The organism is Aquabacterium sp. J223 (genome assembly GCF_024666615.1).
Lineage (GTDB): Bacteria > Pseudomonadota > Gammaproteobacteria > Burkholderiales > Burkholderiaceae_C > J223.
In genome coordinates, this window is the sequence record NZ_CP088297.1 from 432941 (window position 1) to 446327 (window position 13387).

The following is a 13387-nucleotide window of genomic DNA, read 5'->3' on the forward strand; positions in this document are numbered from 1 at the left end:
CCGCCGGGGAGGTGGGGGGCGTCCATGCTCATGCCGCCTCGTCGAAGAAGCGGGTGCGGGCCTTGGCCTGCGCCTTGTAGATCGAGCTGCCCGCCGGCGACGGGAAGGGCAGCTTGATGACGTTGGGCTCCACCCGCACCGCGCTGGTGGACGGGCCGCTGAGCAGCCGCGACTCGTACTCCGCCCAGTCCACCGGGTAGAACAGCGGGAAGGCGTCGCTGGCCGCGTATTCGAGGAACAGGATGCGCCGCTGGCGACCGGAGCGGTTGGCGCTGGAGCCGTGCAGCGTCATCGGGTGGTGCAGCGTGACGGAGCCGGCCGGCCCCTCCAGGCTCTGCGCGGTGGACAGGTCGATGCCCTGCGCCACCACGTCCACCGCGCCGACGAAGCCGAGCTGCGGATCGTGGTGGTCGTGCAGCGGGCCGCGGTGGCTGCCCGGCAGCACCTGCATGGCGCCGTTGTCCGCGCTCACGTCGTCGATCATCACCGAGGCCACGCAGGTCGACATGTTGGTGTGCGGCGCGAAGGCCCAGTCCTGGTGCCATTCCAGCGGCGTGCCGGCGCGTGCGGCCTTCATGTTGATCTTGCTGTGGTTCAGCCGCACGTTGGGCCCGCAGATGCGCTGCACCAGGGGAAAGATCGCCGGGTGCAGCGCCAGCTCGAAGTACAGCCGGTCGACCCGGTGCGGCTTCTTGATGCGCTGGACCAGCGGTGCCTGCCGGGTGTGGCCTTCTTCCAGGTCGAGCACCTGGTTGTCCTCGTCGAGCCCGGCCGCCTCGGCGGCGATGCGGTCGGTGGCGGCCTGCAGCGTCGCCACCTCGTCGGCGGACAGGGCGCCGGGGATCAACACGCAGCCCGTGTCGAGGTACTGCCGATGGAGCGCTTCGATGTTCATCAGAGGTCTGCTTCGCACAAGGGGTTGGAGGCGGCGTCGGTCACCAGGAGGTCGGTGACGACCATGTGCGCCTTGTGGTGGGTGATGCACAGCGGCAGGCCCGCCTGCCGTGCGGCCAGCTGCGCGGTCGCGCCGCACGCCCAGAAGACGGGCAGCTCGTCGTCGTGCAGCTGCGTCAGGCCGTGGCCGCCGTAGGACTGGGCCAGGTCGGCGATGCCGATCAGCGACGGGGTGCCGAGGTGCACCGGCTCGCCATGGAACAGCGGGTAGCGCTGCGAGACGGCGATGGCGCGGATGGCGTCGGCCGCGCGCAGCGCCCGCATGGACACCACCAGCGGCCCGCCGAACGGCCCGGCCGGGCGGGTGGGCACGCCGGTGACGTACATCGCCGAGACGTTGCCCTCCTCCAGGTGGCGCAGCCGCACGCCGTGCGCCTGCAGCACCGCCTCGAAGGAGAAGGAGCAGCCGAGCACGAAGGCGACCAGGTCGTCGCGCCACCGCGACGTGATGTCGCGCGGGGTGTCCACCGGCTCGCCGTCGACGAACACGGTGTAGCCGCCGACGTCGGTGCGCAGGTCGAGGTCGCGGCCCAGCGCGGGGATGAAGGGCGACCCCGGCTCGCTGCGGCCGAGCAGCGGCAGCGCCCGCGGGTTGAGCGCGCAGTACTCGGCGAAGGCGTCGGCCTGGGCCGCCGGCACGATCATGAGGTTGCCCTGCACGTGGCGGCGCGCCAGCAGGTTGGTGAAGCCGCGGTGGCGGCCCTCGCGGATCGCCCGGCGCACGGCGGCCGGCGAGTCGGTGTCGAAGGGGGCGTCGGCCGCTGCGCTCATGGCGAGACGAACTGCACCGTCACGGTGAAGGTGTGCTCCGTGTTGCCGGCCCAGGCCTCGGCCGGCCAGGCCGGGTACTGCCCGCCCTTGACGATCGCCAGGGCCTGCTTGTCGAGGATCGGCGAGCCGGAGCTGCGCTCGAGTTCGGCGCTGCGCAGCGCGCCCTCGCGGGACAGCACGAAGCGCACGACGCTCGCGCCCTCCGGTCGCAGCCGCCGTGCGTCGCCCGACGTCGGGTACTCGGTGATGCTCCGGATGTGGGCGCGCAGCCGGCCGACATAACCGGTCTCGACGTTGGCCGCGTTGACCGGCGGCGGTGCGGGGGCCGGCGGCACCGGCGCCGGCGCCGGCGCTGCGGGCGTGGCCACGGGCGCGGGCGGCGGCGGGACCGGCGCCGGCGGCGCAGGGGCCGGCACGGGGACGGGTGCCGGGGCGGGCGACGGGCTGGGCACGGGCGCCGGCGCCGGGGCCACCGGCCGTGGCGGCGTGGCCACCGGCCGGGGCGGCGGCGGCGGTGGTGGTGGCGGAGGGGGCGCCGGCGTCGGGGCCGGTGGCGGCTCCTCGGCCTGCAGGGTCACCGTCGTCGTCTCCTCCGGCGGCGGCGGGCTGCGCTCGAGCTGCGGCAGGGGCGCCAGCGCCAACACCAGCACCGCGGCGGCGGTGGCCGCCAAGGCGATGCCGTGCGAGGCACGCTCGGCGGGGTCGCGGAAGGTCACGGCGTGGTCCAAGGCGGTCGGTCCTGCAACGCTCAGGACTGCTGCCGGGTCACGATCGAGGCGGCGGGCATGCCGGCGGCCTTCAGCTGGTCGAGCAGCGCGACCAGGGTCTGCAGGTTGGCGCTGCCGTCGCCGGCGATGATGACCTTGGCCTGCCGGCTGCCGGCGACGGCCTTGAGCCGGGCCGCGACCTGCGCCATCGGCGTGGACTGGCCGTCGACGTAGACGGCGCCGTCACGGTCCACCGTGAGCGTGATCCGCACCGGCTCGTCCTTCAACCGCTCCGGCTGGGCGGAGCCGGGCAGGCTCACCTTCAGCCCCAGCGCCGGCAGCACGTTGGTGCTGATGAGCACGAAGAACACCAGCAGGAACATCATCACGTCGATCATCGGGATGATCTCGATGCGGGCCTTGCGCTCCCTGCGCTGCGGGAAGGTTCTCATCGCGGGGCCTTCAGTGGGTGGTCTCGAGCAGGAAGCTCTTGAAGTCCTCGGTGATGCACTCGCCCAGGCGGTGCAGCACGTTGTGGCCGAGCAGCCCGTACAGCGCGGTGCCGATGCCGATGGCGGTGGCGAAGAGCGCGGAGCCGATGCCGCGGCTGACGGCCCCCGGGTCGGACACGCCGCCCGCCGACAGCGCCTGGAACGTGTCCATGATGCCGAGGATGGTGCCCAGCAGGCCGAGCAGCGGCGCGGCGGTGACGATGGTGTCGAGGATCCACAGCCCGCGGTTGATGCTGCCGTCCACCCGCAGGAAGAGCGCGCTCGACAGGTCCTCGATGCGGCTGCGGCTGACCTTGCCCTTGCGCTGCACGTCCACGTACTCCTGCATCGACCGCGTGAGCACGTCGCGGCCCGCCGGCAGTTCGGGCAGCGGCGAGGTGGCGTCCACCGCCACCGCGGTGGCGATGGACTTGGCGATGCGGCCGCGCCGGCGCGCCAGGTGCACGTAGTACACCAGCCGCTCGAGGATCACGAAGGTGAGGATGGCGACCGATGCGTAGAGCAGGTTGATCGTCGCCGCGTGCAGGAAGTCCTGGCTCATGGGGAGTCCTCGTTCAGAAGCCCACTGCGAAGGTCAGCATCGCCGTGAAGGGGTTGGCCACCAGGTAGGTGGGCTGGCCGGCGGCGAGGGTGGTGCCGTTGACACCGGTGGTCGCCACCGCGTTGGTGGTCGGGCTGTTGACACCCGACAGGTACTTGCGGTTGCCGATGTTCAGCAGGTTCAGCCGCAGCTCGGGCTTGGTGAAGCGGGACGACGAGTCGACCTGGAAGCGGTAGCCCAGTGCGACGTCCACCACCGTGTAGCTGGGAATCTCCTGGTCGTTCATGAAGGTGCTGAACTGCTTGCCGACGTACTTCACGCCCACGTTGCCGAAGAAGGTGCCGTCGTCGTAGTCCACCGCCAGCGCGCCCTGCATGCGCGGCGCGCGCACCGCCTGCTTGCCGATGGTCGGCAGCAGGTCGGTGCCGACCGGGATGTTCGATTCGATGCGCGTGCGCAGCAGCTCGAACGAGGCGTAGGGCCGGAAGTTCTTGTAGGGGCGCAGGCCGGCCTCGAAGTCGACGCCGTAGGCCTTCTGCTTGCCGCCGTTGATCGGCTGCGTCACGCAGCCGGTGCCGTTGGCGTCGCACGCCAGGGCCGAGATCTGGCGGTTCTCGAACTGGTAGTGGAAGAAGGAGCTGGACAGGCTGACCAGCCGGCCCTGGTAGCGGTAGCCGGCCTCCAGCACCGTGGACTTCTCGGGCGCCTGCTCGGGGTTCTGCCGTGTGGTCAGCGCGCCGGTGGCGGCGTTGTAGCGCGGGTAGAGCGCGCCGGCGGGCAGGATGCGGAAGCCCCGCGTCGCGGTGGCGAACACCGACTGCACGTCGTCGAGCTTGTAGCGCACCGCGACCGCCGGGATGGTCGGGTTGTTCTGCGCCTCGGTGCGCAGCACGTCGCTCGGCACGCGGTTCAGGCCCACCCGCTCCAGCCACAGCTGCTTGACCCCGACGTCCACCGCGAGCCGGTCGTCCATCAGGCTGATCGTGTCGCCGACGAAGACCGAATAGAAGTTGTCGCGGGTGTCCTGGTTCCACTGGTTCACCACCTGGCCGGCGGGCGTGGTGATGAGGCCGCTGCGGCCGTCGACGTCCACCGGCGTGCCGTCGGCGTTGAGGCGGCTGTAGGGCCGGTACAGCTGGTCGCGCGAATGCTGCACCCAGAAGCCGCTGACCAGCGTGTGGTTGCGCCACTGGTACGTGCCCTTGGCGGTCAGGCCCGTGCGGATGTTCTTCTCGATGATCGGGTTGTAGAAGCTGACGTTGGTGTCGGTGGTGGTGCCGTTGCCGTTGAGGTCCACGGCCAGGCGCTGGTTGCCGAAGGCCACCGAGCTTTCGTTCAACGTGCCGGCCGATCCCGAGCCGCCGTAGCCGTAGAACAGGTAGGGCGTGACGTTCAACGTCAGCTTCTCGCTGACGCGCAGCTCGGTCGGTGCCGAGGCCAGCACGTTCTGCCACGGGTTCTGCAGCTGGCGGTAGTAGTTCAGGCTGCCGGGGGTGTAGGTGGCGTCGAAGTTGGTCGCCGCGCCGTCCGGTCCGCCGGCGTTCCACTGCGCCAGCGTCGGGTTGCGGTAGACGTCGCGCATGATCTTCGAATAGGTCAGCGCGAGCTTGGTGCGGCTGCCGCCGCCCCATTCCTGCACGGCACCGAGGGCCAGGTGCTGCTTGCGGTCGCGGCCGACGCCGCGGAAGTGGTTGGCCTCGATCTGCGACAGCGAGCCGAAGGCGCGCAGGCCGAGCTGGCCGATCTCGCCCGTTTCGCCGCGCACGAAGAAGCGCGTGGCGTTGTTCGACCCGCGCGACAGGGTGATCAGGCCGCCGGGTGTCTTCGACGGGGTGTGCAGGTAGATGTCGACGATGCCGCCGGTGGCGGTGACGTTGGGCGAGGTGAGGTCGGCCGAGCCCTGGTTGAGGGTGACGACGTCGGTGTTCTCGGTGTCGATGTACTGGCCGGGGAACACCGACCAGTTGGAGGCCACGCTCATCGGCATGCCCTCGAAGTTGAAGCCGAGCTGGCCGCCGTCGAGGCCGCGCACCGACAGCACGCCGGGGCTCAGGCCCCAGGCGTCGCTGGGCGCGGCGTTCGCGCCGGGCGAGTACTTGAGCAGCTGGAAGATGTCCGCCGAGGCCTGCTGCTTCTGGATGAAGTCGCGGGTCACCGAGCTCTTCGCCTTGGGCACGTTCTCGTCGACCATCAGGCCGCCGCCGATCTCCTTGCGCGTCACGCCGGTGGCCGAAGGCGTGTCCTTCGGGTTGGCGTTGGAGGCACCCGAGGCGCTGACACGGCCGATGTCCGTCTTCTCGCGGTTCGTGGTGTCGGCGGTCTGCGCCACCGCCGAGGCGGCGGCGGCGGCCAGGCAGGTGACGACGAATTGGTGCTTCATGAGCGGCCCTCGGTGCGGTGGTGATGGTGTGGACGACAAGCGACGATTCAATTTAGCGAGGGGTCCGCGCGCCGCGAATTGCTTTTTTCGTCGCCGGTCGTTGCGGGGACCGCTACGTGCGGGCGGGTGCCCCGGGCATGGCGTCGATCCATCGGGGCCGATGCACTTTCGCGTGGTGGTCGACGCGAAATCGGCAACGCCGTCGGCGCGCGTGCGGCCCGTGCGGCGTGGTCAGGTGGCCTGGATCCACAGGCCCTTGACGTGCAGGTACTCGTCCAGGTGCTGCAGGCCCGACTCGCGTCCGTAGCCGCTGAGCTTGACGCCGCCGAAGGGCATCGACGGGTCCATCTGGTTGTAGCAGTTGACCCAGACGGAGCCGGCCTGCAGCCGCCGCGCGATGGCATGCGCGCGGCCGACGTCGCGCGTCCACACGCCGGCACCCAGGCCATAGGGCGAGGCGTTGGCGCGCCGCACCACCTCGTCGAGGTCGTCGAAGGGCATCACCGCGGCGACCGGTCCGAAGATCTCCTCGCGGGCGATGCGCATCGGGTCGTGCACGTCGGCGAACACCGTCGGCGCGACGAAGTGGCCATGCCGGTGCGCGGGGCCCGTGAGCCGCTCGCCGCCGGCCACCAGCCGGGCGCGTTCGTCGCGGGCGCCGGCCATGTAGTCGAGCACCTTCTGCATCTGTGGCCCTGACACCAGCGGCCCGATGTCGGTGACCGGGTCGAGGCCGTCGCCGACGTGCAGCGACCGTGCGACCTCGGCCATCGCGTCGACCACCGCGTCGTGGATGCGCCGCTGCACGTAGACCCGGGTGCCGGCGCTGCAGATCTGGCCGGCGTTGGCGAACACGCCCATGGCGGCCGCACGGGCGGCGGCGGCGATGTCGGCATCGTCGAACAGGATGTGCGGCGACTTGCCGCCCAGTTCCAGCGACAGCCGCTTCAGGTTGCCGGCGGAGGCGCGCACGATGGCCTGGCCGGTGGCCACCGAGCCGGTGAAGGACACCTTGTCGACGCCGGCGTGCGCCGCCAGCGCCGCGCCCGCGCCGCGGCCGAAACCGGTGACCACGTTGATCACGCCCTCCGGCACGCCGGCCTGCAGCGCCAGTTCGGCGAAGCGCAGGGGCGCCAGCGGTGCCTCTTCCGACGGCTTGAGCACCAGCGTGCAGCCGGTGGCCAGCACCGGCGCGACCTTGAAGACGGTCGCCCACAGCGGGCCGTTCCACGGAATGATCGAGCCGACGACGCCGACCGGCTCCTTCAGCGTGGCGGCGAACATGTCGCCGTTGAGCGATGTCTGGGCCGTCTGCCCGTACAGCGCCGTCGCCTGGCCGGCGAACCAGCGCAGCAGGCCGACCAGGTGGCGTCGGCTGCCGCGCGTGTGGCGCAGCGGCGCGCCCATGTCCAGCGTGTCCAGCCAGGCCAGTTCGTCGTGGTGCGCCTCCACCACGTCGGCCAGGCGCAGCAGCAGGGCCTGGCGTTCGTCGGGCTTGAAGCGCGACCAGGGGCCTTCGAACGCCGCCCGTGCCGCCTGCACCGCGGCGTCGACGTCGGCGGCGTCGCCCTCGGCCACCGCGGCCAGCCGGGCACCGCTGGCGGGGTTGTGGGTGTCGAAGGTCCTGCCGGAGGCGGCCGGCCGCCACTGCCCGCCGATGAGCAGGCGCTTGGGGGTGCCGCCCAGGAAGGGGTGCGGGGTGGCGGCGTCGATGTGCGGGCTCATGCGTGCGGGCTCGTGCGGTCGACGCTTCAGGCCGCCCTGGCCAGGCGGTCGAAGCCGCGCTCGAGGTCGCGGATCAGGTCGTCGGGGTCTTCCAGGCCGGCGTGCAGGCGAAGGCCGCGGCCGGCGTCGGTCCAGGGCCGTGCGCTTCTCAGCGTGCCGGGATAGGTGGGCACCACCAGGCTTTCGTAGCCGCCCCAGGAATAGCCCATCTGGAACAGCGACAGGTGGTCGAGCATGGCGGCGAACTGGCGGTCGCTGCAGGGCTTGAGCACCGCGCCGAACAGGCCGCTGGCGCCCTGGAAGTCGCGTCGCCAGATCGCGTGGCCGGGGTCGTCGGGCAGGGCGGGGTACATGACGCGCGACACCTCGGGCCGGGTCTGCAGCCAGCGCGCGATGGTGGTCGCCGTGGCCTGGTGCCGCGGCATGCGCACGCCGAGGGTGCGCAGGCCGCGCAGCGCCATGTAGACATCGTCCGGCCCGCCGCAGTAGCCGGAGCCCGAGGCCGTCTTCTTGACCGGGATGAAGGCCTGCTCGTTGCACACCGCGATGCCCAGCATCAGGTCGGAGTGGCCGGAGATGTACTTGGTGGCCGCGTGGATGGACACGTCCACCCCGTGCCGCAGCGGCTGGAAGCACAGCGGCGAGGCCCAGGTGTTGTCCATGATGGTCGTGATGCCGCGGGCCCGGGCCACGCGCGTGATGGCCGGCACGTCGGTCATCTCGAAGGTCAGCGAGCAGGGCGACTCCATGTAGATCACGCGGGTGCGCGGCCGCACCAGCGCCGCGATGCCCTCGCCCACCAGCGGGTCGTAGTAGGTGACCTCGACGCCGAACCGGGACAGGAACTCGTCGCAGAACTGGCGCACCGGGCCGTAGAGGCTGTCGACGATGAGCAGGTGGTCGCCGGCGGACAGGAAGGCGGTGAGCGCGGCGCAGATGGCGCCCAGCCCGCACGACGTCACCACCGCGCGGTAGCCGCCCTCGAGCTGGGTCACCGCGTCCTCCAGCGCGCGCGTGGTCGGCGTTCCTTCGCGGCCGTAGGTGAACTGCTCGAAAGCGCCGCCGGCGCGGTCGCGCCGGGTGTCCAGCAGGTGCTCCACCGAGCGGAAGATGAAGGTCGAGGCGTGGTAGACGGGCGGGTTGACCACGCCGTGGAAGGCCTCGGGGTCGCGGCCGAGGTGGACGAGCTGCGTGTCGGGCGCGAGGCCTGCGGTGTCGGTCATGGGCGCGGAGGGTGTGTTCGTCAGACCAGGGTGCCGGCGTCGACCACCAGGTCCTGGCCGGTGATGTGGCGCCCGCCTTCGCCGAGGAGGTGGACGACGGCCTGCGCCACGTCCTCCCCGGTGACCAGGCGGCCGAGCGCCGAGCGCGAGGTGAAGCGGCGCAGCACGTCGGCGTAGGGCACGCCCTCGCGCCGGGCCGACGCCTCGAACAGGCGCTGCAGCCGCGGCCCGGCGATGCCGCCCGGCGCGACGACGTTGGCGGTGACGTTGTGCGGACCCCCCTTCGAGGGCCGCCGACTTGACCAGCCCGCGCACCGCCCACTTGGACGCCGCGTACAGGCCGTGGTCGGCCACGCCCTTGTGGCCGTAGGTGCCGCCGATGACCACCACGCGGCCGTCGCGCTGGCGGATGAAGGTCGGCATCACCGCGCGCAGCGCCAGCAGCACGCCCAGCACGTTGGTGTCGAAGCAGGCGCGGTAGTCCTCGGTGCTGCCCTGCCACACCGGCTGGCGCGGGCTGCCGACGCCCGCGGCGCAGAGCAGGCCGTCGAGGCGGCCGAAGTGCGCCATCGCGGCCGCCGCGGCCGCGTCCATCGCCGCCGCGTCGGCCACGTCGGCCTGCAGCACCAGCGCGTCGCTGCCCGTGCTGCGCACCTCGGCCGCGACGCGGTCGCCGGCGGCGGTGTCGCGGCCGACGATGGCGACGTGGGCGCCCTCGCGGGCGAGTGCGAGGGCCAGCTCGGCCCCCAGTCCCTTGGTGGCGCCGGTGGCGAACACCACCTTGCCGAGCAGACGGTGCATGGTGCGCGGGTCCTGGGTCACAGGCTGGCGTGCTGCACGGCACGTTCCAGCGCGATGGTGAAGGTGTAGAAGAGGTAGGACAGCGTGGTGCCGGCGCCGACCGCCGCCCACATCAGCGCGAAGTGCTGGCGCGAGTGGGCGTCGAGGATCAGGCTGCCGAGGCCCGGGGCGCCGGACAGCCACTCGGCGAACATCGCGCACAGCACCGCCGAGGCGGAGGCGATGCGCAGGCCGGTGAACAGGTGCGTCAGCGCGCAGGGCACGCGCAGCTTCCACAGCGTCGGCCAGAAGCCGGCGCCGCAGCAGTGCATCAGCTCCAGCATGTGGCGGGTCGGCGCCTGCAGGCCCTTGCGCGCGGCCAGCATGATCTGGAAGAAGGACAGCAGCGCGACCATGCCGACGCCGTTCCAGCGCTCGCGGCCGAACAGCAGCACCAGCACCGGCGCGATGGCGATCATCGGCACCGTGCGCACCACCAGCACCAGCGGCATCAGCGCCGCGTCGAGCAGCGGCGAGGCCAGGAACAGCAGCGCCAGCAGCACCGCGACGACCGTCGCCGCGACCAGGCCGAGCAGCGTCGACTGCACCGTCAGCCCGGTGGCATGGCCGAGGACGCCGAGGTGCTCGGCGAAGGCCGCCGCCGCCTGGGCAGGGCGGGGCAGCAGGTAGTCCGGCACGCCGAAGGCGACGACCACCGCCTGCCACAGCAGCAGCAGCGCGCCGACCACCCCGGCGTAACCGGCCAGGCGCTGCGACGCCAGCGTGAGCGCGGCGCCGAGCCCGAGGCGCTGGACGAAGGAGCCCGTCATGTCGCCTGGCCCTCGGCCGGCGCGACGCGGTCGTAGCCGGCCAGCCGCTCGACCAGCGCGATGTAGCCGTAGGCCAGCATCGACACCGCGCAGGCGATGGCGACGGTGGCCCACAGCCGCTGCACCTGCAGGCCGAACATCGCGTTGAGCATGACCACGCCGAGCCCCGTCTCGGCGCCGTTCCATTCGCCGATGAGCGCGCCCAGCACCGCCAGCGGCGCGGCGATCTTCAGGCCGACGAACAGCAGCGGCACCGCGCTCGGCAGCGCCAGCAGGCGAAAGCGCTGCCAGGGGCTGGCGGCGATGACGGTGAACAGCTCCTGCTCGGCCGCGCGTGCCTCGCGCAGGCCCTGCACCACCGACGCCAGCAGCGGAAAGAAGCAGACCACCGCGGTGATGAGCACCCGCGTGCCCAGGCCCAGGCCGAGCCACACGCTGAGGATGGGCGCGATCGCGATCATCGGGATGCTGCCGAGCACGGCGCCGACGGTGAGCACCGGCGCCTCGGCGCGCGGCAGCGCATGGGCGAGGAAGCCGACCGCCAGTGCCGCCGCCAGCGCGGTGAACAGGCCGCAGCCGGCGACGAAGGCGGTGACGCCGAGCTGGCCGCGCAGCGAGGCCTGCTCCTGCACCAGCAGCCGCCCCACGTCGGACGGCCGCGGCAGCGTCGACGGCGCGGCACCGCTGCGGACCCAGGCCTCGACGACGACCAGCACCAGGGCCAGCGTGGCGAGGGGCAGCAGCCAGCGGCCGGCGGCGGCCGTCGCGCGGCGTTCAGGCATGGACCATCCCCGCTGCACCGTCGGCCACCGGCCGCGTCGGCGACGGGGGCTCGATCTCGTGGTCGAGGGCGTGCGGCAGCTGGCCGAACAGCGAACGCCGCACGCGCTCGACCGTGGCGTTGAAGCGCGGGTCGTCCAGGCTGGTCAGCCGGCGCGGGCGCGGCAGGTCCACCTCCACAGTCTCGATCAGCCGGCCCGGCCTGGCGGCGAAGACGAAGACGCGGTCGGCCATCAGCACCGCCTCCTCGATCGAATGGGTGACCATGAGCGCGGTGGTGCGTGTCTCGGCGCGGATGCGCAGCAGCTCGAAGTTCATGCGGTAGCGCATCACCTCGTCGAGCGCGCCGAAGGGTTCGTCGAGCAGCAGGATGGCCGGTGAGGCGACCAGCGCTCGCGCGATGGCGCAGCGCTGCTGCATGCCGCCCGACAGCTGCGACGGCCGCGCGTGTTCGTAGCCGGCCAGCCCGACCAGCCGCACCAGCTCTTCCGGCGAGCGCGCCGGCGGCGGCGCATGGCGGCCGAGCACCTCCAGCGGCAGGCGCACGTTGTCGAGCACGCTGCGCCAGGGCAGCAGCGTCGCTTCCTGGAAGACGAAGCCGATGCGGTGGTCGCGCCGCGCCTGCTGGGGCGGCGCGCCGTCGACCGTGATGCGGCCGGCGGTGGGCGGGAACACGTCGGCCACCATGCGCAGCAGCGTCGACTTGCCGCAGCCCGACGGCCCGATGAGCGCGCCGAACTGGCCCGGCGCGAGCGACAGGCTCACCTGCGACAGCGCGCTGACATGGCGGCCTTCGAGCGCGAAGGACTTGGACACCTCGTGGAGGGACAGACCGGACATCGGGCGGTGGTCGTGGTGCGTCGCGGCGCGGCGCGTGGGCGAAGGAGAACGAAGCGGGTGCAACGGCCTGCAGACTAGAAGGGCCGGCGCCCGCCCGGGGTGCTGTTTGTGCGCCGTCGCGGTTCGCGAATCGCACCGCCGGCGCCGGGCCGGGGCGCTAGGCCGCGGCCGGCGCCTGCGCGGCGCGCACGATGTCCTGGGTGACGAAGGCGGCGACGTCGAGCCGGGCGTCGGCCGGCACGCTGCCCGCCTGCCGCCCCATGGCGATGGCGCGCTCGAAGACGGCGGGTTCCAGCCACAGCAGGCCGTGCGCCTTGGCGTCGGCGGTGACGATGTAGTCGCGCATCATCCGCGCCTGTGCCACCTGCTCGGCCAGGTCGGTGCCCGGCGGCGCATGGCGGCGCACCACCATCTCGGCGGCCGCCACCGGATGGGCCAGCACCCACGACCAGCCGCGGATCAGCGCCCGCGTGTAGCGCACGAGGACGTCGCGGTGCGCCGCCAGCGTGTCGCGGCGGGCGATCAGCAACTGGCCGTAACCGGGCACGCCGAGGTCGGAGACGTGCAGCCAGTGCGGCTCGAAGCCGATGCGCCGCAGGGCCGGCACCGCGGTGGTGGACCAGCTGTAGTAGCCGTCGACCTGGCCCGACGCCAGCAGCGACGGGTCGCTGCCCACCGGCACCAGCCGCACCTGCGCCGGGTCGATGCCGGCGGCGCGGATCAGCGGCTGCAGCTGCGCCCGCACGCTGTTGGGCACGCCCAGCGTCTTGCCGACCATGTCCTGCAACGACCGGATGGGGCGCGACGCCGGGCTGATGATGGCGCCGGGGTCGCGCTGCATCACCGCGGCGAAGGCCACCAGCGGCTGGCCGCGCAGCGCGCCGTCGATCATGCCGGCGACGTTGCTCTCGCTGACCAGCGCGCGGCCGCTGGCCACCAGCGTGCGGTAGTCGGTGCCGGGCCCGCCGGCGACGTAGCGCACGTCCAGGCCTTCCTCGGCGAGGAAGCCGCGGTCGAGCGCGGCCAGGTAGCCGCCGAACTGGATGCCCTTCACCCAGCCGAGCTGGTGGTCGAATGTCATGCGCTGGCCGTGGGAAGCATCGGGTCGGTGGGGCGCCAGCAGGGGCAGGCCGAGCGCGCCCAGCCCGGCCAGCGGCAACGTGCCGAGCACGCCGAGGGCGGCACGTCGTCCGGGCCGCGGCAGTGTCTGCAGGGACGTGGCGGGCATGTCGCCATCGTGCATCGGAAGCGCGGCCGCGGCGCATCCGGCACGTAGCCGTTTGCGCAAAGGCGCATGACGCAAACGGCACCCCGGCGCCGGCGCATCGTCGCTACCGTCCTGGT

General features: G+C 72.5%; 12 protein-coding genes. All 12 read right to left on the reverse strand.

Features of this window, described 5'->3' with window-relative positions:
* Window positions 1-28 precede the first annotated feature (28 nt).
* A complete protein-coding gene (locus LRS07_RS02080) occupies window positions 29-895 on the reverse strand; it encodes a phytanoyl-CoA dioxygenase family protein (protein ID WP_260500374.1) in 867 nt (288 codons plus the stop codon).
* Complete coding sequence (locus LRS07_RS02085; protein WP_260500375.1) at window positions 895-1725, reverse strand: D-glutamate cyclase family protein; 831 nt, start codon at window positions 1723-1725, stop codon at window positions 895-897. Before LRS07_RS02085 ends, LRS07_RS02080 begins: the two co-directional genes overlap by 1 nt.
* The gene (locus tag LRS07_RS02090; protein WP_260500376.1) at window positions 1722-2453 is read right to left on the reverse strand and encodes an energy transducer TonB; all 732 of its coding nucleotides are present in this window, start codon (window positions 2451-2453) and stop codon (window positions 1722-1724) included. The genes LRS07_RS02085 and LRS07_RS02090 overlap by 4 nt, the downstream gene beginning before the upstream one ends.
* Window positions 2454-2473: 20 nt before the next feature.
* A complete protein-coding gene (locus LRS07_RS02095) occupies window positions 2474-2884 on the reverse strand; it encodes an ExbD/TolR family protein (protein ID WP_260500377.1) in 411 nt (136 codons plus the stop codon).
* Between the two features lie 10 nt (window positions 2885-2894).
* Complete coding sequence (locus tag LRS07_RS02100) at window positions 2895-3485, reverse strand: MotA/TolQ/ExbB proton channel family protein (RefSeq protein ID WP_260500378.1); 591 nt, start codon at window positions 3483-3485, stop codon at window positions 2895-2897.
* A 13-nt stretch (window positions 3486-3498) separates the two neighbouring features.
* Entirely contained in the window at window positions 3499-5865 is a 2367-nt protein-coding gene (locus LRS07_RS02105; protein WP_260500379.1) for a TonB-dependent receptor, read from the reverse strand.
* Window positions 5866-6096: 231 nt separating this feature from the next.
* Window positions 6097-7590: an aldehyde dehydrogenase family protein gene (locus tag LRS07_RS02110; RefSeq protein WP_260500380.1), complete on the reverse strand. Its 1494-nt coding sequence runs from the start codon at window positions 7588-7590 to the stop codon at window positions 6097-6099.
* 26 nt (window positions 7591-7616) lie between these two features.
* The gene (gene metC / locus LRS07_RS22410; protein WP_260500381.1) at window positions 7617-9614 is read right to left on the reverse strand and encodes a cystathionine beta-lyase; all 1998 of its coding nucleotides are present in this window, start codon (window positions 9612-9614) and stop codon (window positions 7617-7619) included.
* A 17-nt stretch (window positions 9615-9631) separates the two neighbouring features.
* Entirely contained in the window at window positions 9632-10423 is a 792-nt protein-coding gene (locus LRS07_RS02120; RefSeq protein ID WP_260500382.1) for an ABC transporter permease, read from the reverse strand.
* Window positions 10420-11205 carry an ABC transporter permease gene (locus tag LRS07_RS02125; protein WP_260500383.1) on the reverse strand — a complete coding sequence of 262 codons (786 nt, stop codon included), beginning with the start codon at window positions 11203-11205 and terminating at the stop codon, window positions 10420-10422. The genes LRS07_RS02120 and LRS07_RS02125 overlap by 4 nt, the downstream gene beginning before the upstream one ends.
* Window positions 11198-12043, reverse strand: a complete 846-nt coding sequence (locus tag LRS07_RS02130) for an ABC transporter ATP-binding protein (protein ID WP_260500384.1) — start codon at window positions 12041-12043, stop codon at window positions 11198-11200. The genes LRS07_RS02125 and LRS07_RS02130 overlap by 8 nt, the downstream gene beginning before the upstream one ends.
* 157 nt (window positions 12044-12200) lie before the next feature.
* Window positions 12201-13271, reverse strand: a complete 1071-nt coding sequence (locus tag LRS07_RS02135; RefSeq protein WP_260500385.1) for an ABC transporter substrate-binding protein — start codon at window positions 13269-13271, stop codon at window positions 12201-12203.
* Between the last annotated feature and the right edge of the window lie 116 nt (window positions 13272-13387).

Coding starts and splice junctions, on each gene's coding strand:
- LRS07_RS02095 (WP_260500377.1), bottom strand. CDS start 2,884: ATGAGAACCTTCCCGCAGCGCAGGGAGCGCAAGGCCCGCATCGAGATC.
- LRS07_RS02100 (WP_260500378.1), bottom strand. CDS start 3,485: ATGAGCCAGGACTTCCTGCACGCGGCGACGATCAACCTGCTCTACGCA.
- LRS07_RS02080 (WP_260500374.1), bottom strand. CDS start 895: ATGAACATCGAAGCGCTCCATCGGCAGTACCTCGACACGGGCTGCGTG.
- metC (WP_260500381.1), bottom strand. CDS start 9,614: ATGCACCGTCTGCTCGGCAAGGTGGTGTTCGCCACCGGCGCCACCAAG.
- LRS07_RS02110 (WP_260500380.1), bottom strand. CDS start 7,590: ATGAGCCCGCACATCGACGCCGCCACCCCGCACCCCTTCCTGGGCGGC.
- LRS07_RS02085 (WP_260500375.1), bottom strand. CDS start 1,725: ATGAGCGCAGCGGCCGACGCCCCCTTCGACACCGACTCGCCGGCCGCC.
- LRS07_RS02105 (WP_260500379.1), bottom strand. CDS start 5,865: ATGAAGCACCAATTCGTCGTCACCTGCCTGGCCGCCGCCGCCGCCTCG.
- LRS07_RS02120 (WP_260500382.1), bottom strand. CDS start 10,423: ATGACGGGCTCCTTCGTCCAGCGCCTCGGGCTCGGCGCCGCGCTCACG.
- LRS07_RS02125 (WP_260500383.1), bottom strand. CDS start 11,205: ATGCCTGAACGCCGCGCGACGGCCGCCGCCGGCCGCTGGCTGCTGCCC.
- LRS07_RS02130 (WP_260500384.1), bottom strand. CDS start 12,043: ATGTCCGGTCTGTCCCTCCACGAGGTGTCCAAGTCCTTCGCGCTCGAA.
- LRS07_RS02135 (WP_260500385.1), bottom strand. CDS start 13,271: ATGCCCGCCACGTCCCTGCAGACACTGCCGCGGCCCGGACGACGTGCC.